The sequence below is a fragment of the Streptomyces sp. NPDC038213 genome, assembly GCF_055600495.1.
Genome location: NZ_JBVJYM010000002.1, coordinates 343,152 through 362,926 on the forward strand (window position 1 = coordinate 343,152; position 19,775 = coordinate 362,926).

The 19,775-nt window shown below is 75.5% G+C and carries 14 protein-coding genes; 5 read left to right on the top strand and 9 right to left on the bottom strand.

Annotated features, from left to right (window positions below):
- Window positions 1–21 precede the first annotated feature (21 nt).
- Window positions 22–5,397: a pullulanase-type alpha-1,6-glucosidase gene (pulA, locus tag ACZ7JZ_RS04260; protein ID WP_470932997.1), complete on the top strand. Its 5,376-nt coding sequence runs from the start codon at window positions 22–24 to the stop codon at window positions 5,395–5,397.
- Between the two features lie 281 nt (window positions 5,398–5,678).
- On the opposite strand, the gene ACZ7JZ_RS04265 is transcribed toward pulA, so the two are convergent.
- The 6 genes from ACZ7JZ_RS04265 to ACZ7JZ_RS04290 form a co-directional block, all read right to left on the bottom strand.
- Window positions 5,679–6,206: a GNAT family N-acetyltransferase gene (locus ACZ7JZ_RS04265; protein WP_470932999.1), complete on the bottom strand. Its 528-nt coding sequence runs from the start codon at window positions 6,204–6,206 to the stop codon at window positions 5,679–5,681.
- The gene (locus tag ACZ7JZ_RS04270; protein WP_470933001.1) at window positions 6,203–7,012 is read right to left on the bottom strand and encodes a TetR/AcrR family transcriptional regulator; all 810 of its coding nucleotides are present in this window, start codon (window positions 7,010–7,012) and stop codon (window positions 6,203–6,205) included. Before ACZ7JZ_RS04270 ends, ACZ7JZ_RS04265 begins: the two co-directional genes overlap by 4 nt.
- A 79-nt stretch (window positions 7,013–7,091) precedes the next feature.
- A complete protein-coding gene (locus ACZ7JZ_RS04275) occupies window positions 7,092–8,153 on the bottom strand; it encodes a PDR/VanB family oxidoreductase (protein ID WP_470933393.1) in 1,062 nt (353 codons plus the stop codon).
- A gap of 8 nt (window positions 8,154–8,161) precedes the next feature.
- Complete coding sequence (locus ACZ7JZ_RS04280) at window positions 8,162–9,049, bottom strand: metal-dependent hydrolase (protein WP_470933003.1); 888 nt, start codon at window positions 9,047–9,049, stop codon at window positions 8,162–8,164.
- Window positions 9,050–9,161: 112 nt separating this feature from the next.
- The gene (locus tag ACZ7JZ_RS04285) at window positions 9,162–11,183 is read right to left on the bottom strand and encodes a hypothetical protein (protein ID WP_470933005.1); all 2,022 of its coding nucleotides are present in this window, start codon (window positions 11,181–11,183) and stop codon (window positions 9,162–9,164) included.
- Window positions 11,184–11,291: 108 nt separating this feature from the next.
- Entirely contained in the window at window positions 11,292–12,086 is a 795-nt protein-coding gene (locus tag ACZ7JZ_RS04290) for a tyrosine-protein phosphatase (protein ID WP_470933007.1), read from the bottom strand.
- Between the two features lie 482 nt (window positions 12,087–12,568).
- On the opposite strand from ACZ7JZ_RS04290, the gene ACZ7JZ_RS04295 reads away from it, so the two are divergent.
- Window positions 12,569–13,183 (top strand): hypothetical protein, encoded by a 615-nt coding sequence (locus tag ACZ7JZ_RS04295; protein WP_470933009.1) that lies wholly within the window; start codon window positions 12,569–12,571, stop codon window positions 13,181–13,183.
- A gap of 62 nt (window positions 13,184–13,245) precedes the next feature.
- Entirely contained in the window at window positions 13,246–14,706 is a 1,461-nt protein-coding gene (locus tag ACZ7JZ_RS04300) for a PepSY-associated TM helix domain-containing protein (protein ID WP_470933011.1), read from the top strand.
- Window positions 14,707–14,789: 83 nt separating this feature from the next.
- Here the strand turns inward: ACZ7JZ_RS04300 and ACZ7JZ_RS04305 are convergent, their stop codons facing one another.
- Both ACZ7JZ_RS04305 and glnII read right to left on the bottom strand, forming a co-directional pair.
- Entirely contained in the window at window positions 14,790–15,512 is a 723-nt protein-coding gene (locus tag ACZ7JZ_RS04305) for a winged helix-turn-helix domain-containing protein (RefSeq protein WP_470933012.1), read from the bottom strand.
- Window positions 15,513–15,875: 363 nt separating this feature from the next.
- The gene (gene glnII, locus ACZ7JZ_RS04310; protein ID WP_470933013.1) at window positions 15,876–16,910 is read right to left on the bottom strand and encodes a glutamine synthetase; all 1,035 of its coding nucleotides are present in this window, start codon (window positions 16,908–16,910) and stop codon (window positions 15,876–15,878) included.
- Between the two features lie 176 nt (window positions 16,911–17,086).
- Between glnII and ACZ7JZ_RS04315 the strand changes: the two genes are divergently transcribed.
- Window positions 17,087–18,112, top strand: a complete 1,026-nt coding sequence (locus ACZ7JZ_RS04315) for a Gfo/Idh/MocA family protein (RefSeq protein ID WP_470933395.1) — start codon at window positions 17,087–17,089, stop codon at window positions 18,110–18,112.
- On the opposite strand, the gene ACZ7JZ_RS04320 is transcribed toward ACZ7JZ_RS04315, so the two are convergent.
- Window positions 18,105–18,689: a hypothetical protein gene (locus tag ACZ7JZ_RS04320; protein ID WP_470933014.1), complete on the bottom strand. Its 585-nt coding sequence runs from the start codon at window positions 18,687–18,689 to the stop codon at window positions 18,105–18,107. The genes ACZ7JZ_RS04315 and ACZ7JZ_RS04320 overlap by 8 nt on opposite strands.
- Before the next feature lie 181 nt (window positions 18,690–18,870).
- On the opposite strand from ACZ7JZ_RS04320, the gene ACZ7JZ_RS04325 reads away from it, so the two are divergent.
- On the top strand, window positions 18,871–19,740 hold the full coding sequence (locus ACZ7JZ_RS04325; RefSeq protein ID WP_470933015.1) for an alpha/beta fold hydrolase: 870 nt from the start codon (window positions 18,871–18,873) through the stop codon (window positions 19,738–19,740).
- Window positions 19,741–19,775 lie beyond the last annotated feature (35 nt).

The window sequence follows — 19,775 nt, forward strand, 5'->3', positions numbered from 1 at the left end:
CGCGACCAAGGAGCCCCTGCCTTGATACGTCCCCGTGCGACGGCCTGCGCCGTCGCAGCCGCCCTTGCGGCGAGCCTCGCCCCCGCCCTCCCGGCGACGGCCGCGGCCGCGCCGCCCGCACCGCCCTCGGACGCGCGCCTCGCCAAGGAGCCGGCCCGCCACGACCTCACCCGCGAGCAGTTCTACTTCGTCCTCCCGGACCGCTTCGCCAACGGGGACCCGGACAACGACCGCGGCGGGCTCACCGGCACCCGCATGGAGACCGGCCTCGACCCCGAGGACAAGGGCTTCTACCAGGGCGGCGACCTCAAGGGGCTCACCGACCGCCTCGACTACATCAAGGGCCTGGGCACCACGGCCATCTGGCTGGCCCCGATCTTCAAGAACCAGCCCGTGCAGGGCACCGGCAAGGACGCCTCCGCCGGCTACCACGGCTACTGGATCACCGACTTCACGCAGGTCGACCCGCACTTCGGCAGCAACGCCGACCTGACGAAGCTCATCGACAAGGCCCACGCCAAGGGCATGAAGGTCTTCTTCGACGTCATCACCAACCACACCGCGGACGTGGTCGACTACGAGGAGAAGTCCTACACGTACCTCTCCAAGGGCGCCTTCCCGTACCTGACGAAGGACGGCGCCCCCTTCGACGACTCCGACTACGCCGACGGGAAGCGGAAGTTCCCGAAGACCGGCCCCGGATCCTTCCCCCGCACCCCGGTCGTGCCCGCGGCCAAGAAGGACCTCAAGGTCCCCGCCTGGCTCAACGACCCCACGATGTACCACAACCGCGGGGACTCCACCTTCGCCGGGGAGTCCTCCGAGCAGGGCGACTTCGTCGGCCTCGACGACCTGTGGACCGAGCGCCCCGAGGTCGTCTCCGGGATGGCCGCGATCTACAAGAAGTGGGTCCGCGATTTCAAGATCGACGGCTTCCGCATCGACACGGTCAAGCACGTCAACACCGAGTTCTGGACCCAGTGGGCCACCGCCCTCGACACCTACGCCGCCCAGCGGGGCCGCCCCGACTTCTTCATGTTCGGCGAGGTCTACTCCGCCGACACCGCGGTCACCTCCCCGTACGTCACCCGCGGCCGCCTCGACGGCACCCTCGACTTCCCCCTCCAGGACGCCATCCGCGGGTACGCCGCCCAGGGCGCCCCGGCCTCCCGGCTCGCCGCGGTCTTCGCCGACGACTACCGGTACACCACCGACAAGGCCAACGCCTACGAGCAGGTGTCCTTCCTCGGCAACCACGACATGGGCCGCTTCGGCACCTTCCTGAAGCAGGACCGCCCGGGCGCGCCCGAGGCCGAGCTGATGGACCGCTACCGGCTCGCCAACGAGACCATGTTCCTCAGCCGCGGCAACCCCGTCGTCTACTACGGCGACGAGCAGGGCTTCACCGGCGCCGGCGGGGACAAGGACGCCCGCCAGACCCTCTTCGCCTCGAAGACCGCCGACTACCTCGACGACGACCAGCTCGGCACCGCCCGCACGCACGCGAGCGACGCCTACGACCCGCAGCACCCGCTCTACCGGCAGATCGCGGCCCTCTCCCAGCTGACGAAGGCCCACCCGGCCCTGCGCAACGGGGTCCAGACCGAGCGGCTCGTCCAGGACTCCGTCTACGCCTTCACCCGCACCGACGCCTACAGCGGCGCCGAATACCTCGTCGCCGTCAACAACGCGGCCGCCCCGAAGACGGTCGAGGTCCCCGTCGACAGTGCCCCGGACACCCGCTTCGAGGCCCTGTACGGCGCCGAGGCCGGCGCCCGCACCGGCGCGGACCGCAAGGCCGCCGTCACCGTGCCCGCCCTCGGCTCGGTCGTGCTGCGCGCCGAGACCCCGCTCGCCGACCCGGCCACCGCCCCCTCCCTCACGCTCCAGGCCCCGGCCCCCGGCGCCACCGGCACCGTCGAGCTGACCGCCGGGGTCACCGGAGGCGGCCTCAACCGCGTGGTCTTCGCCGCCCAGACCGGCACCGGGAAGTGGCAGGTCCTCGGCTCCGCCGACCACGCCCCGTACAAGGTCACCCAGCACGTCACCGCCCCCGCCGGCACCCCGCTGCGCTACAAGGCCGTCGTGGTCGACTCCGCCGGCCGCACCGCGAGCGCCCTCGCCTCCTCCACCGCGGGCCAGGCCCCGCCGAAGGAGGTGCCGACCGCCACCCAGCGCGACTACGCCGTGGTCCACTACAACCGCCCCGACGGCGACTACTCCGACTGGCGCCTGTACGCATGGGGCGACATCGCGGAAGGGGAGGCCACCCCCTGGCCGCAGGGCCACGCCTTCACCGGCCGCGACGCCTACGGAGCCTTCGCGTACGTCCGCCTCAAGCCCGGCGCCACCTCCGTCGGCTACCTGGTCATCGACGAGGACGGCAACAAGGACGTCCCCGCCGACCGCAGCATCGACGTGACGAAGACCGGCGAGATCTGGGTCGAGCAGGGCAAGGAGGCCGTCCGCACCCAGCGGCCCGGCGACCTCCCCGCCCCCGACACCTCCAAGGCCGTCCTCCACTACCAGCGCCCCGCCGGCGACTACGAGGGCTGGGGCCTGCACACCTGGACCGGGGCCGCGCAGCCCACCGACTGGTCCAAGCCCCTGATGCCCGCCCGCTTCGACGCGTACGGAGCCGTCTACGAGGTCCCCCTCGCGGCCGGCGCCACCTCCCTCTCGTACATCCTCCACAAGGGCGACGAGAAGGACCTCCCCTCCGACCAGTCCCTCGACCTGAAGGCCACCGGCCACGAGGTCTGGATGCTCGGCGGCAAGCAGAAGTACCTCCTCCCGCAGCCCGCCGGATCCGCCGCCGCCCTCGACCTCACCACGTCCCACGCGGTGTGGATCGACCGCGACACCGTGGCCTGGAACGCCCCCGCGGCCGCCGCCTCCGTACAGCTCCTCGCCTCCCGCGAGGGCACCGTCAAGGCGGAGAACGGCACCCTCACCGGCGCCGCGGACGCCGCCTGGCTGCGCCTGGCCCCCGCCACGCTCACCGAGGCCCAGAAGGCGAGGTTCCCGCACCTCGCGCAGTACGCCGCCTTCACCGTGGACCCGCGCGACCGCGACCGGGTACGGCCCGCCCTGCGCGGCCAGCTCGTCGCGAGCGCCCGCGCTGCCAACGGCGCCGTCCTCGCCGCGACCGGGGTCCAGCTCGCCGGGGTCCTCGACGACCTGTACGCCAACGGCACCGCCCTCGGACCGGTCTTCGGCCGCGACGGCTCCGTCACCCTCTCCGTCTGGGCCCCCACCGCCCAGCGCGCCGCCCTCGAACTCGACGGCAGGCTGCTGCCCATGCGCCGCGACGAGGCCACCGGCGTCTGGTCCGCCCGCGGACCCCGCTCCTGGTCCGGCAAGCCCTACCGCTACGCCGTCACCGTCTGGGCCCCCACCGTCCGCGAGGTGGTCACCAACCTGGTCACCGACCCCTACTCCACCGCCCTCACCACCGACTCCGCCCGCAGCCTCGCCGTGGACCTCGCCGACCCGGCGCTCGCCCCGGCCGGCTGGCGCACCCTGAAGAAGCCCGCCAAGCGCGGGGCCGGCGCCGACATGTCGCAGGCGCAGATCCAGGAACTGCACGTCCGCGACTTCTCCATCGCGGACAAGACCAGCCGCCACCCCGGCCGCTACCTGGCCTTCACCGAGACCGGCACCGCCGGCTCGAAGCACCTGCGCTCGCTGGCCGCCGCAGGAACCGACTACGTCCACCTCCTCCCGGCCTTCGACATCGGCACCATCCCCGAGAAGGCCGCCGACCGCACCGAACCCGACTGCGACCCGGGCTCCTACGCCCCCGACTCCGAGGAGCAGCAGGCCTGCACCTCCGCGGCCGCCGCCAAGGACGGCTACAACTGGGGCTACGACCCGCTGCACTACACCGTCCCCGAGGGCTCGTACGCGAGCGACCCCGAGGGCACGAAGCGCACGGTCGAGTTCCGCCGGATGGTCCAGGCCCTCAACGGGGCCGGGCTGCGCACCGTCATGGACGTGGTCTACAACCACACCGTCGCCGCCGGCCAGTCCGAGAAGTCCGTACTCGACCGGATCGTGCCCGGCTACTACCAGCGGCTGCTCGCCGACGGCAGCGTCGCCACCTCCACCTGCTGCGCCAACACCGCGCCCGAGAACGCCATGATGGGCCGCCTCGTCGTGGACTCGATGGTCACCTGGGCCCGGGAGTACAAGGTCGACGGCTTCCGCTTCGACCTGATGGGCCACCACCCCAAGGCCAACATCCTGGCCGTCCGCAAGGCCCTCGACGCCCTGACCCCCGCGAAGGACGGGGTCGACGGGAAGAAGATCGTCCTCTACGGCGAGGGCTGGAACTTCGGCGAGGTCGCCGACGACGCCCGCTTCGTCCAGGCCACGCAGAAGAACATGGCCGGTACCGGCATCGCCACCTTCTCCGACCGCGCCCGCGACGCCGTGCGCGGCGGCGGACCCTTCGACGAGGACCCCCGCGTCCAGGGCTTCGCCACCGGCCTCTACACCGAGCCCAACGGCTCACCCGCCAACGGCACCCCCGGACAGCAGAAGGCCCGCCTCCTGCACGCCCAGGACCTGATCAAGGTCGGCCTCTCCGGAAACCTGGCCGACTACGCCTTCACCGACACCGCGGGCCGCACGGTCAAGGGCTCCCAGGTGGACTACAACGGCCAGCCCGCGGGTTACGCGGCCGCCCCCGGGGACGCACTCGCCTACGCCGACGCCCACGACAACGAGACCCTGTACGACGCCCTGAGCTACAAGCTCCCGGCCGGCACCTCCGCCGCCGACAAGGCCCGGATGCAGGTCCTCGCCATGGCCACGGCCGCGCTCTCCCAGGGCCCGGCGCTCTCCCAGGCCGGTACCGACCTGCTGCGCTCCAAGTCGCTGGACCGCAACTCCTACGACAGCGGCGACTGGTTCAACGCGATCCACTGGGACTGCCGGGACGGCAACGGCTTCGGCCGGGGGCTGCCGCCGGCCGCCGACAACAAGCCCAAGTGGCCCTACGCCAAGCCGCTGCTGACCGCGCCCGCCCCCGGCTGCGCGGAGATCACCGGGGCCTCGGCCGCCTACCGCGACCTGCTGCGGATCCGCTCCACCGAGCCGGCGTTCGCCCTGACCACGGCGGCCGACGTCCAGCGGGAGCTGTCCTTCCCGCTGTCCGGACCCGCCGAGACCCCGGGCGTCGTCACGATGGCCCTGGGCGACCTGGTGGTCGTCTTCAACGCCACCCCGTCCACCCAGGACCAGACCCTCCCGACGGCCCCCGCGCGCCCCTACACCCTCCACCCCCTCCAGGCCGCCGGCTCCGACCCGGTAGCCCGCCGGGCCACCTACACCCCGTCCACCCGGACCTTCTCGGTCCCGCCCCGCACGGTGGCCGTCTTCACCCGCCGCTGACCCCGGGTCCCGCTTGCGCGGGGCCTGTTCCCCACCCCGCCCCTTCCCGAACTGGGGCTCCGCCCCAGACCCCGCGCCTCAAACTCCCCCAGACTTCGTCCGGGGGGACCCCCTGGCGAGGCTTGATTTGCCGCGCAGCGGCAAACTCAAGCCCGCGCGGCGTTTGAGCGCACCGGGCGCGCAGCGCACGGTCCGGGGGTCCGGGGGCTCGCCCCCCCGGTTTCGGGAAGGGGCGGGTAGGGGAACTGGCCCCGCGCAGCGGCCGGCGCGGGCCTGGCCCGTCAGCGGGGGGCCGGTTTCTCCAGGAGGGTCACGGCGTAGATCCGGCCGTCGCGCGCCTGCTTCTGCGGGAACTCGCCGACGACCCGGTACCCCGCCCCCTCGTAGTACGCCCGCAGCCGCGCATTGGACGACACACAGTCCAACCGCACCAGCTCGCGCCCCGTCCGCCCCACCCGCCCCTCCGCATGCGCCAGCAGCCTCCGCCCCGTCCCCGCAGGCGGCTCCGAGGACCGGTCCACCATCAGCCGGTGCACGTACCCGGCCACCGGCGGCTGGACCCCCCACGCCTCCTCGTCGGACCACCACAGCTCGTACGCGCCGTGCACCAGCCCGTTCTCGCCGCGCGCCAGCCACACCTCGCCGTCGCGCATCCGCTCGCGGAAGTGGACGGCGTCCTTCTCGCCGGGCTTCCACTGGTCGATCCCGTTCGCCCGCATCCACCGCGCGGCCCGGTCGTACAGCGCCGCCAGCGCGGGGGCGTCCTTCTCCTCGGCCTGCCGGAAGACCAGCCCGTCGTCAATGATCACGCGGGCATTATCGCCCGCTCGCCCTCGGAACCCGCCCCGGCCACAGCTCCGGCCACAGCTCCGGGATCCGCTTCGGGATCCGCCTCCGGACCCGCCCCGTCGCCCCCGACCGCCCCCGCGGCCAGCGCCATCAGACGTCCCATCAGGTCCCCGAACGGCCCGTCCCCCGGCTCCTTCGCCAGCACCCGCCCCGCGATCGCGGCCAGTTCGCCGTCGTAGGCCGCGCTCACCGCCAGCAGCGCCGCGAAATCGTGGACGAGCTGCACCTCCAGCTCACCCCGCGGGATCTCCCGCCCGTCCAGCCACAGCAGCGCGGTCGACTCGGCGAGCGACACCCAGGACCGCACCACCAGCGCCAGCCGCGCGGGCGGCTCCTCGACCCCCAGGTGCGTGACGATCTGCTCGTAGGCGGCCTGCCGGACCTCGTCGATCATCGCGTTGGTCCGGCTCGACCCGGCCGCCGCCGGGCCCCCGCGCAGCAGCGCCGAGAAGCCCGGCCCGTGCTCCTCGACGAAGTCGAAGTAGCGGCCCATCACCCGCAGCAGCCGCGCCCCGAGCGGGCCCTCGTGCGGTTCGCGGAACCGGCCCGCGAGGTCGTCGGCGGCCCGCCGCAGCGCGGCCTCGTACAGGCTGAGCTTCCCGGGGAAGTAGTGGTAGACGAGGGGCCGCGAGATCCCCGCGGCCACGGCTATCTCGTCGATGGACACCTCGTCGGGGGACCGCTGACTGAACAACTCCAGCGCGACACCGATCAGCTGCTGCCGACGCTCCTCGACACCCATCCTGCGCCGCACATTGGTTGTCATATGAACCACACTACCCACCGGGCGATTCGCGGCGCACGGGTGCGGACGCCCCCTCCCGGACGGCGCCCCACCGGCCCGGCTACAGGTCCAGCACCAGCCCGTCCCCCTTGCCCCGGGACACGCACAGCAGCATCGAGCCGGCCCGCTCCGCGTCCGTGAGGAGCTCGTCGCGGTGCTCCACCTCGCCCGCGAGCACCCGGTGCCGGCAGGTCCCGCAGAAGCCCTGCTCGCAGGAGTACGGGATGTCCGGCAGCACGGCCCGTACGGCCGCCAGGGCCGAACTCCCCGCGGGCACCTCCACCGTCCGCCCCGAGCGCCGCAGTTCGACGGTGAAGGGGGCCGCCGGCCCCGCGGGCGCGGCCGGGGCGAACCGCTCCAGGTGGACGGCCACCCCCTCCGGTACGGCGGCGGCCACCGCGTCCATGAGCGGGGCCGGGCCGCAGCAGTACACGGCCGTGCCCGGTTCCAGGGCGGCCAGCTCCCCGAGTCCGGGCAGGCCCGTCTCGTCCTCCGGCAGGACCGCGACCCGGTCGCCGTACGCGGCGAGTTCGGCCAGGAACGGCATCGAGGCCCGGCTGCGCCCCCCGTACAGCAGCCGCCAGTCGGCGTCCGGCCCCAGGGCGCGGAGCATGGGGAGCACGGGGGTGATCCCGATGCCGCCCGCGACGAACACGTACCGCTGCGCGGGGGCCAGCGGGAAGCGGTTGCGCGGGAGCTTCAGGCGCAGTTCGGCCCCCTCGGCCAGCTGCTCGTGCACCTCCCGGGAGCCGCCCCGCCCGCCCGCCTCCTGTGGGACGAGCCGGACGGCGATCTCGTACACCCCGGCTTCGGCGGGGTCCCCGCACAGGGAGTACTGGCGCACCAGGCCGGAGGGCAGGACCACGTCCACGTGCGATCCGGGGGTCCAGGGCGGCAGTTCGGCCGAGGCGAGCCGCAGCCGCACCACCCCCTCGGCGGGCCGGGTGCGCGAGACGATCCGGGCCCGCAGGGTGCGGCGGGGCGAGTACCCGGAGACGGGGGTCTCCAGGGCGGGCAGGGGCCACAGCGGGGAGCGCCCGATGCGCGTGCGCACGGCGCGCTTGGCGAGCCAGGCGGCTCCGGCGACGGCGGCGAGGGCGACGGGGCGGGGGACGGGCGGCAGGGGCACGGTCAGCGGCCCCCGTTCGCACCGGGGGAGGTGGCCAGGTACGCCGCCGCCTGGGCGGTGGAGCCCTCCTGGGAGGGGTGGTACGCGGGGGACAGGTAGCGGGGTATGGACCGCAGCATGTCCGGGGTGGCCGGCAGCAGCCCCTGCCGGCCGGCGCTCACGAACCGGGCCAGGGAGGCCCTGGCCCCCTCGGGCAGGGTGGGGTCGTTCTCCATGAAGAAGCGGGCGCCGCGCTGCCACATCCACACCAGTGCGGCGAAGGCCGTGGCCCAGGTGCGGGCCCGGCGCCGGTAGCCGCCGTCCAGGTGCATGAACAGCTCGAAGGCCACCGCGCGGTGCTCGACCTCCTCGGCGCCGTGCCAGCGCAGCAGGTCGAGCATGACCGGGTCGGCACCGCGCCGGTCGAGCTCCTTGGCGTTGAGGATCCAGTTGCCGAGGAAGGCGGTGTAGTGCTCGATCGCGGCGATCATCGCCACCCGCTCCATCAGCCACCAGTGGCGGGCCCGGCCCGGCGGCAGGGTCCGGTCCCCGAGCAGCTTCTCGAAGAGCCAGTCCACCTGGGCGGTGTACGGGGTCGGGTCCAGGCCCTGGCGGCGCAGGTGGGGGAGCACGTCGTCATGGGCGGCGGCGTGCATGGCCTCCTGCCCGATGAACCCGATCACGTCCGCGCGCAGCCGCTCGTCCCCGATGTACGGCAGCACCTGCTTGTACACGTGCACGAACCACCGCTCGCCCGCCGGCAGCAGCAGGTGCAGCACGTTGATCGTGTGCGAGGCGAAGGGGTCGCCGGGGAGCCAGTGGAGCGGGGTGGCGTCCCAGTCGAAGGCGACGTTCCGCGCCTGGAGCGCGATGTGTTCGGACGCCACCGGGGCAGGCTGCGTATTAGACATGGCGTCAATGTACTGACGGGTAGACGCCCCGCGACACCCCTGTGCACAGACTTCTTCCCCCGGCGCCGCCCGCGGCCCCGGCCCCGGTCGGCGTCCCGCGCCGCCGCGGCCGTCAGCGCAGCACGCCGACCGTCGTCCCGTCCGCCAGCCGCCCGCGCAGCTCCAGCTCGGACCCCGGCTCCGCGGGCAGCGCCAGCAGTGCGCCCGCCGCCCCGCTCTCCGCTCCGCCCGCCGCCGCGCCGGACACCGACAGGGAGGCGAAGGGCCCGCCGCCCGCGGCCAGTACGTACCAGTGTCCCGCACGGGACTTCCAGCGCACCCCGGCCAGTACCCGGGGCTCCTTCGGCCCGCAGGCGGCCGAACCCTCGGCCCGCGCGGCCGCGGCCCCGGTCCCGGCTCCGGGTTTCGCACCCGGCGCGTGGAACTGCGCCTCGACCCGGTCGTCCGTGCCCCGCCAGGTCTCCGCGCGGGTGCAGAGCCACTGTGCGGTCCCGCCCGCCTCGGGCAGCGGCTGCCGGGCGAAGGCCCAGGAGTTGACCGTGCGCACCCCGTGCGAACGGGCCGCGGGCAGCAGGCAGGCGCCCTGCGCCCACTGCTCCAGCTCCGCCGCGGAGGCGGGGTCGCGCGGGGCGGCGGGCGGCCCCGCGGTCAGCCGGGCCGGGGTCAGCTCGCCGAGGTCGGTGACCAGGGGCGAGCCCGTGGCGGAACCGAGCGCCAGGGCGTTCCAGGAGGTGCAGGAGGGGCCGAGTGCGGGCGCCTGGAGCGGGGCGGTCACCCCGTCCGCGCCGAGGGCCAGCGGTACGGTCCCGGCGGCCGGGCGCAGCAGGTCGCGGACGGCGGCGGTGCGCACCCAGGGGGCGGTCAGGTAGCGGACGTTGCCGTCCACCCGGCTGGCGACCAGGGCCTCCGCGGTCCCGGTGGCGGCCGAAGCGCCGTCGGTCCGGGCGAGGTCGAGGGCCGCGCCCGCGGTGCCGGAGCGCGGTTCGGCGTACCGGACCACGCGCAGCCCGTCGTACAGCACCACCACCACGGCCTGGTCCACCGCGCCCGCGTACAGCAGCTGCGCAGGGCCCATCGGCGGTCCGGCGGGGGTGCCGGGGGTGGCCGAGACCCGGACGGAGTCGCCGGGCCGGGCCCAGACGGCCAGGGCCCGGCGCAGCAGGGCGGTGTCCGCGGTGCGGTCGCCGCGGGCGGGCCAGACGGAGAAGTCCGTACGGGACGCCGTACGCCAGGCCGCGGGCGCGGCCCGGGTCAGCAGGGCGGGGTCCAGGGCCTGTTCGGCGGCGGGGTTGCGGGCGGAGGACGGCGCGGCCGCCCCGTCGGCCCCCCAGCCGCCGCCCGGCAGCGCGATGAGCGCCCCGCAGACCAGGGCCGCGGCCACCGCGGCGAGCCCGGCCCTGCCGAGGGTCCGGCGGCGCATCAGGTCGGTGGGCCGTGCCTGGAGTACGCACGGGTCGAACTCGGCGGCCTCCAGCAGCCCGGCCACGGCGCCTGCCCCTTCACCCCCACCGTCCCCGCTGTCCCCGCCCAGGGCCTCGGAGGCCTCGGCCAGGGCGGCGGCGGGGTCGGCGACGCCGGCCTCGGCGAGCACCGCCCGGGTCTCCTCCCCGGACAGCCGCTCCAGCGCGCGCAGGACGAGCGCGGCGCGGCCGGGCCCGCCGAGTGCGGACAGCCGCTGGTCCAGGGCGAGTTCCTCGGCCCCGCCGGAGCGGGGGAACAGCCGCAGCCCCCAGACCTGGGGGAGCAGCGGCGGCAGCTGGGCCCGCCGGGGCAGGGCCCGCAGGCTCAGCGGAACCCCGGCCTCCAGCGCGGACCGCAGCACCCGCATCCGCACGTACGCGTACCCGCGGCCGCTCCCGGCCCCGCCGGACCCGGCCGGATCCTCCGCCCGGGGGGCGGGTACGGACACCGGGGCCGGGGCCCCGCGCCCCGGGGGCAGGGCCCGCTGGGCCAGGGCGTGGGCGGTCAGCACCCGGCGGTTGCGCCCCAGGGCGGGCGGCAGGACCAGGTAGCCGATGCGCACCAGGCGCGGGTAGTGCTCGACGAGCGCGGCCTCGGCCCGCTCCAGGTCGACGAGCTCCCGGTCCGGGGCGGGCAGGGGGGCGGGGCGGGCGGGTGCATCCGGGGCTGTCACGTTCAGCAGAACGACGGATTCATCCGATGGTCACCCCGTCGCACCCGACCCGGGGCGACTTCCGGCCGCCGGCCTTCGGGGTGCGGGGTCCGGGGCCGAGCCCCGGTTTCAGCCGGCGAGCCGTTCCCGCAGCCCCGCCACCGTCTCGTCCGGCACCCCGAGCCCTTCGCGCACGTACTTCTCCACCGACCCGTACCGCGTCTCGACCTCGTCCAGCGCGGCCTCCAGGTACGACGGCACGACCCCGATCAGAGCGAGCGCGATCTCCGGGTCGCCGCCCGCGGCCGTGAACCCCTCGATCATCGGCGCGAACGCCACCCGCACCGCCGGGTTGACCGACAGGTACTCCGCCATCAGGGTCCCGTCGTCCGCGCCGAGCAGGGACAGGACGACCGTGGCCCCCCACCCGGTGCGGTCCTTGCCCGCCGTGCAGTGGAAGAGCAGCGGGCCCGCCGCCGGGTCGGCGAGCTCCGTCAGCAGGGTCCGGTACGCGGTCTGCGCCGAACCCGAGGAGACGAAGGAGCGGTACGTCTGGCGGAACAGCGCCTCCGCCTTGCCGCCGCCCAGCTCCCGCTCGGCCACGACCGGGTCGTTCAGGATGTGCTTCAGCTGGGCCGCCGCCGGCATGTCGCCGGAGCTCACCTTGTCGGCGAGCACGTTCGCCACCAGCAGCCGGGCCCCCTCCGGCACCCGGTCCGGGTGGTCCGCGCGCTCGGCGTCCGTCCGGAAGTCGACGATCGTGCGCAGGCCGAGCGCGGCCACCGCCGGGTCCGCGGCGGGGTCCAGCCGGTCCAGCTGCCCCGAGCGCAGTACGAGCCCGGGCCGCACGGTGCGCCCGCCGGGCAGCGGGGTGCCGCCGAGGTCGCGGAGGTTGGCGACGGTGGTGGACGGGGTGGCGGTCATCGTGGCGGCTCCATGGGGCGGTCGGGTCGGTCGGCGGATCGGACGTGCGGCTGCATGAACCGGGCGGGCTGCCCGGCTCACACGTATGCGGATGAGCTGTATATGCGGTTATGTGCCTCTATCGGAACGGTAGTCGACACCCGCCTCCGCCCCCATCCGGGGGCGGCCCGCTCGCACCGTCGCATTCCGGCCGCCCCGAACGGCCGCCCAGCCCCTCCCGCACCCGTCGGCCCCGGACCGTAGGACCGCCCCGTACGTCCCACTGGTCCCACCCGCCCCGTCATGATCGGCCACGCCCCCCGCCGCCGGATCACCGGTACCCGGGTCTTCTCCTGCATCGCCGCAGGTGCGACGATGTGCGGACCATGACGGACCCCCGGTCGCCGATGCGCGCCCTCCGGGCCGCGATGTTCGCGGCGGTGTGTACCGCATTGGCCGCGACGGGGCATTCGTCCATGTCTGGGCACGACCTTCCGCTTTGGGTGCTCCTGGCCGCATTCCTCGGCACGGCCGGATTCGGCTGGCTGGCCGCCGGCCGCCGCCGCGGGCTCCCCGCCGTCGCCGCCGGGGTGGCCTCCGTACAGACCGTGCTGCACCTCGCCTTCGCGCGCACCGACGCGGCCGCCCCGGCCGCCGCGTACGGCGGGCACGGCGGGCACGGCGCGACCGCGCACTCCGCGGCCGGGCACGCCGCCCTGGGCCACGCCGCGGGCGGGCCCCCGGCGGAGGTCCTGCCCGCCGATGCGGCCGCCGCCCTCCCGGCGATGGCCGGCCACGGCACCCTCGGCATGATCGCCGCGCACGCGGCCGCCGCCCTGGTCTGCGCCCTCTGGCTGGCCCGGGGCGAGGCCGCGGTGTTCCGCCTGGCCCGCGCCCTCGGCGCCCTCGGCTCGCACGCCGCGCAGCCGCTGCTGCGCGCCCTCGCGCTGGTCCGCGCCCGGGTCGCCGTACCGCGGCCGCCCGTACCTCGCCCGCGCCCCTTCGTCCGGCCCCCCGCCCTGCGCGGGGCCGTGCCCGCCCACGCCCTGGTCCGGCGCGGGCCCCCGGTCCCGGGGTTCCCGAGCACCACGGCCCCCGGACGTCCTGCCTGCGCCTGACCGGCGCACGCGGCGTGACCCGGGGCCGGTTCCCCATGTCTGCGCCCACACCGAGGACCACCATGGCCATCGACGAAGTCCAGGACGTCCCCGTCCAGGATCCCCCCACCGACGCCCCCGCCGACGCCTCCGGCGGGGTTCCCTCCGCCCCGCGCGGCACCTGGGCGTCCGTCCGCCCGCTCCTGCTGCGGATGCACTTCTACGCGGGCCTGCTGATAGCCCCGCTGCTCTTCCTGGCCGCCACCACCGGCCTCCTGTACGCCCTCTCCTTCCAGGCGGAAAAGTTCACCTACGCGCACGAGCTGAGCACCACCCGGCCCGCGGGCGCGTCCGCGCTCCCGCTCAGCGCGCAGGTCGCCGCCGCGCAGGCCGCCGCGCCGGAGGGGGAGCTGACCGCCGTCTGGCCCGCCCCCGGGGCCGAGGACACCACCCGGGTGGTCTTCGCCTCCCCGGAGGTGGCCGAGGAGAACACCCTCACCGTGTTCGTCGACCCGTACACCGCGAAGGTGCGCGGCGAGATCGAGACCACCGGCGACGCCCTGCCGCTGCGCGCCTGGCTCTCCGGGCTCCACGCCAACCTCCAGCTGGGCGAGACCGGCCGGATCTACAGCGAGCTGGCCGCCAGCTGGATGTGGGTCGTCGCCCTCGGCGGCGTCGCCCTCTGGATCGGCCGCCGCCGCAAGCGCCGCGCCGAGCTGGTCCTGCCCGACCGCAAGGCGGCCGGCCGCCGCCGCACCCTGTCCTGGCACGGCACCGTGGGCCTGTGGTCCGCCGCCGGCCTGGTCGTGCTCTCGGCGACCGGTCTGACCTGGTCCACGTACGCCGGTGAGAACATCGGGCAGCTCCAGGACCGCCTCGGCGGCGCCACCCCGTCCGTCTCGGCCGCCGTCGGCGGCGGCGAGTCCGGGGGCGGCGAGCACGCCGGGCACGGCGGCGGCTCCGGGCACGCTGCGCACCAGGGCCCCGACGTCGGCATCGACCGGGTCGTCGAGGCGGCCCGCGCGGCCGGGGTCACCGAGGAGCTGCAGATCACCATGCCCGCCGAGGGCACGGGCTACGTCGTCAAGGAGCGGGACAAGCAGGTGCCCGTGCACCTCGACGCCGTGTCCGTGAACCCCGCCGACGGCACGGTGATGGACACCCTCCGCTTCGCCGACTACCCGCTCCTCGCCAAGGCCACCCGCTTCGGCATCGACGTCCACATGGGCTACACCTTCGGCCTGGCCAACCAGCTGGCGCTGGCGGCCCTCGCCCTCGCGGTGATGTTCCTCGTGTTCTGGGGCTACCGGATGTGGTGGCTGCGCCGCCCGACCACGTCCCGCGGCCTGTCCTTCGGCCGCCCGCACCCGCGCGGCGCCTGGCGCCGGCTGCCGGTGACGGCCCTGCTGCCGCTGGCCGCCGCCACGGCCCTGGCGGGCTGGTTCGTGCCGCTGCTCGGCATCAGCCTGGCGGCCTTCCTGGTGCTGGACGTCCTGCTGGGCCTGGCCGCCCGCCGGAAGGCGGCCGCCGCGGCCCGCGGCTGACCGCCCGCGCGCGGGCGCCCGAAAGGCCGGTGGGCCCGCACCCCTTGACCGGGGTGCGGGCCCACCGCTGTGCACGGACGCGGTCAGGGCGCGTACTTGTAGCCCACGCGGCGCACGGTCTGGATGGAGGCGCGGAAGCGGGCGCCGAGCTTGCGGCGCAGCCGCGCCACGTGGACGTCGACGGTCCGCCCGTCGCCGACGTGCCCGTACCCCCAGACCGTGGTCACCAGCTGGTCCCGGCTGTGCACGCGGTGCGGGTGCGCGACCAGGTGCGCGAGGAGCTCGAACTCCAGGTACGTGAGGTCGAGGGGGACGCCGTCCACCTCGGCGGTCCGGCGCGCGGAGTCGATCCGCACCGGGCCCGAGACGATCTCCCCGGCGGCGGCCCCCGCGGTGCCCCCGGCGCCCGCCGCCGCGAACGCGGCCTCGGGCAGGTCGGCGGCCGCTGGCGCGTGCGGCGCGTGCGGTACGGGCTGCGCCTGCGGTACGGGCTGCGCGGCCGGCGCCGCGGCCCCGGCGGCGGGCAGCGGGATCCCGGCGGAGCGCGGGTCGAAGCCGGTCGGCGGGTGCTGGTCCGCCGGTACGAGCACCAGGTACCCGATCATCGGCGGGCGGCCCGGCTGGGCGGGCACGCTGTGCTGCGGCGCGGGCAGCCAGGTCGCGCCCGGCGGCAGGAACTCCGCCACGCGCGCGACCTCGTCGCGGTCCACGGCGCGCAGCCGGTGGCGGGCGGGCGGGAAGGCGAGGGGGGCGGGGGCGGTCGCAGCGGAGGCGGCAGCGGCGGGGTAAGGACGGGTGATCGACATGAGTGGTCAGCTCTTTCACGCGGAGTCGTCGGCAGGAGACGTACGTGTGCCGCGCAGACCGAAGGCCCGTGGAACGCAGGGGGTTCCGGAGGCTTTAGAGGGTCGGCGCGTTCTCCGCGCGACAACACACCCGGTCGAAGTCGTCGTGCTGACGGGAAGGCCAGAACGGCTCGAGGTCGCTGCGACCTGTCGAGGTGTGCGAAGGGCTGGCCATGGGCTCATTGAACCAGATGCCGGGGGTGGTGGGCAGACCGCGTCTCACCTGATGGAGCGGAATCTCAAGTTCCTCTCTGTGCCCCCTACGGAACGTCGGGCGGGGCGGGGTCGGCCGATCCGCCGGACCCCGCCCCGCCCGACGTTCCGTCAGACCAGACCGGCCTGCTCCAGGCCGGTGCAGCAGGTGTCCACGATCAGGCGGGTCACCACGTACGGGTCCACGTTGGCGTTCGGACGGCGGTCCTCGATGTAGCCCTTGCCGTCCTTCTCCACCTGCCACGGGATGCGGACGGAGGCGCCGCGGTCCGAGACCCCGTAGCTGAACTCGTTCCAGGGGGCCGTCTCGTGCAGGCCCGTCAGGCGCTCGTCGATGCCCGCGCCGTAGTTCTTCACGTGGTCCAGGGGCTTGCTGCCCTCGCCCAGCGCCTCGCAGGCCGCGACGATCGCCCGGTAGTCCTCGCGCATCGCCCTGGTGGAGAAGTTGGTGTGCGCACCCGCGCCGTTCCAGTCGCCCTTGACCGGCTTGGGGTTCAGGGTCGCGGAGACGTTGAAGTCCTCGGCGGTGCGGTAGAGCAGCCAGCGCGCCACCCACAGCTGGTCCGCGACCTCCAGCGGGCTCAGCGGGCCCACCTGGAACTCCCACTGGCCGGGCATGACCTCGGCGTTGATGCCGGAGATGTCCAGGCCCGCCGCCAGGCAGTGGTCGAGGTGCTTCTCGACGATCTCGCGGCCGAAGATCTCGTCCGAGCCGACGCCGCAGTAGTAGCCGCCCTGTGCGGCGGGGAAGCCGCCGACCGGGAAGCCGAGCGGGCGGGCGCCGTCGAAGAAGGTGTACTCCTGCTCGATGCCGAAGATCGGCTCCTGGCCCGCGAACTGCTCCGCGAGCGGGCGCAGCAGGGCGCGGGTGTTGGACTCGTGCGGGGTCATGTCGATGTTCAGGACCTCGCACAGCACGAGGACGCTGTCGCCGCCGCGGACCGGGTCCGGGCAGGAGAAGACGGGCTGCAGGACGCGGTCGGAGGCGTGGCCCTCCGCCTGGTTCGTGCTCGAACCGTCGAAACCCCAGATCGGCAGCTCGGCCGCGGCCGTGGAGGTGCCCGCCGCGAGGATCTTCGTCTTCGAGCGAAGCTTCGCGGTCGGCTCGGTGCCGTCGATCCAGATGTACTCAGCCTTGATAGCCACGGGCCCCATCCTCCGGGTGCGTTGCTCCGTCGCAGACCTGCGGGTGCTGCGGTGATGCCCGCAGCGTGCCAATCGGCGATTTCCCGTCCGTTGCCCGGGTGTGAACCCCGTGTTACCGGGGTTTCAGCGCGCTTGCGGGCGGTCCGCCAGCCGTACGGCACACTGGGCCGGTGAGCATTTCGTACGATTTGAACTCCGGGGCCCCGTGGCCCCCGGACCCGGGTGCCGCCGGTCCGCGGCCCCGCACCGGGCTCCTCGGCACCGGCCCCTGGGCCCTGCGCACCCACGCCCCGGCCCTCGCGGCCCACCGCGGCACCGAGTTCGCCGGGGTCTGGGGCCGCCGCCCCGAGGCCGCCGCCGAACTGGCCCGGCAGTACGGGGTCAAGGTGTACGAGGACCCGGAGGCCCTGTTCGCGGACTGCGACGTGGCCGCCTTCGCGCTCCCGCCGGACGTGCAGGCCCCCCTGGCCGTCCGCGCCGCCGGGGCCGGCTGCCACCTCCTCCTGGACAAACCGGTGGCCACCACCGTGCCCGCGGCCCGCGAACTGGCCGCCGCCGCCGACCGGAACGGGGTCGCCTCCGTCGTCTTCCTCACCCTCCGCTTCGCCGAGCCCACCGCGGGCTGGGTGGCCGAGCAGGCTGCGCGGGGCGGCTGGTTCACCGCGAACGCCCACTGGTACGGAGCGATCCACTCTGCCTCCGGTTCCGCCTCCGCCCCGGTAGCGAACGCGGGCGCGGGCGACGGTGACGGCGAGGGTCCCAGCCCGTACGCCGCCTCCCCCTGGCGGTACGAGAAGGGCGGACTGTGGGACGTGGGCCCGCACGCCCTGTCCGTGCTGATCCCGGTCCTCGGCGAGGTGACGGAGCTGACCGCGGCCGCCGGCCCGGCCGGCACCGTCCACCTGGTCCTGCGGCACGCCTCCGGGGCCTCCAGCACCGCCGCCCTCACCCTCGCCGCCCCCCGGGCCGCCGCCGGGGTGGGCGTCGAGTTCCGCGGCGCCGGCGGGGTGGCCTCGCTGCCCGACTGGAGCGACGTGCCCGGCGCCTACGGCCGCGCCCTCGACGCCCTGCTGGCCGCCGCCCGCACGGGGGTGCCCGACCCCTGCGGGGCGCGGTTCGGACTCCGGCTGACCGAACTCCTCGCGCAGGCGCAGGAGCAGCTCGCCCGCGGCGCCGGCAGGAGCCTGCCGCGGGCTACTTGATGACGGCGTTCGCGGCGACGATCACGAGCCCGATCGCCGCGTCCGCCGAGCCGATCAGCAGGGCGGCGCCCAGCCCGTAGCCGACGCGCAGGGCGACGAAGCAGCCCCAGGCGAAGAGGAGGGCGGTGTTCAGCCCCAGGCCCAGGGCGGTGGTGGCGGCCGGGGTCGCGTCCCACAGCGCGGCCCCGCACAGCAGCGCCACGGTCGGCAGCACCGCCGCCACCAGCGGCCACTCGTCGCTCAGGGCCAGGGCCAGCCGCCGCCAGCGGTACCCGGCCGAGCCCCGCTGGTGGGTGGCCATGTGGTGGGCGTACCCGTGGGCCAGCCCGGCCGCCACCGCCGTCACCAGCACCCAGGCGGCGTCGTACACGGGGGTGAAGGGGCCCGACTCGTTCTGCAGCGCCGCGAGCAGGGCGCTGGCGAGGACGGTCCCGTAGACCCCGCCGAACATCCAGTCGGCGCCGTGCCGCCCGTGTGCCGCCGCCGGGTGCGCCGCCTGCGGACCCGTCTCCCGGGGACCCGCCGGTTCCGCACCGCCCGCGCCCGCACCGTCCGCACCACCCGTGTCCTCGGCCACGCCTGTCCTCCCGCCTGTGGCCCCCGCCCCGCCAACGTACGAGACCGGACCGCCCCCGCCCGCCGAACACGCCCGGCGCCCCGCCAGTGGTCCCCGGCGGGCCCCCCGGGGCAAGCTGGGCCCGTACGCACACCCGCCCTGCCCGGACCCGACCCGTCCGCCCCGTCCCGGAAGGACCGCCTTGCAGATCCCGCAGGAGTACGCACAGGCCTACGAGGCCCTGCTGGCCCGCTGGCCCGCCGGTACGGACACCACCACCGTCCCGACCCCGTACGGCAGCACCCGCGTCACCCGGTGCGGCCCCGCCGGTGCGCCCCCGCTCCTGCTGCTCCCCGGCGGCGGCGCCAGCTCCATGGACTGGCTCGGCTGCGTCCCCGAACTGGCCCGTACCCACCGCGTCCACGCCCTCGACCTGGTCGGGGAGCCGGGCCTGAGCCTGCCGGACCCGGACCGGCCGGTGCGCACCGCCGCCGACCTGAACGCCTGGCTCGACTCCGTCCGCGAGGGGCTCGGCCTCGACCGCACCGCGCTGGCCGGGCACTCGTACGGCGCCTGGATCGCCCTCGGGTACGCCCTGCACGCCCCCGGCCGGGTCACGGCCCTGGCCCTGCTGGACCCCACCGGCTGCTTCGGGCGCCTGCGTCCCGGCTACCTGCTGCGCGCGCTGCCGGTGCTGCTGCGGCCCACCCCGGAGCGGATGCGGCGGTTCCTGGCCTGGGAGACCCGCGGGGCGCAGCCGGACCCGGACTGGCTGCGGCTCCAGGAGCGCGGCGCGGTCTTCCCGGCGGTCCGGCCCGTCACCGGTCCGCGGCCGTCCCGGGCCGCACTGGCGGGCCTGGACCTGCCGGTGCTCGCGCTGTTCGCGGGGGCCTCCCGCTGCCAGGACCCCGTCCGGGCCGGGTCGGTGGCCGCCCGCACCCTTCCCCGGACCACCGTGGCGGTACTGCCCGGGGCGCCCCACCACGGCCTGCCCTTCACGGCCCCGGCGGGGCTCCCGGCCCGGCTGTCGGAGTTCCTGACCACTGCGGCCGGGGAGCCCGACCCCGTCTGATCCGCCGGGGTCCGCCAGGCGGGACGGCCAGAGAC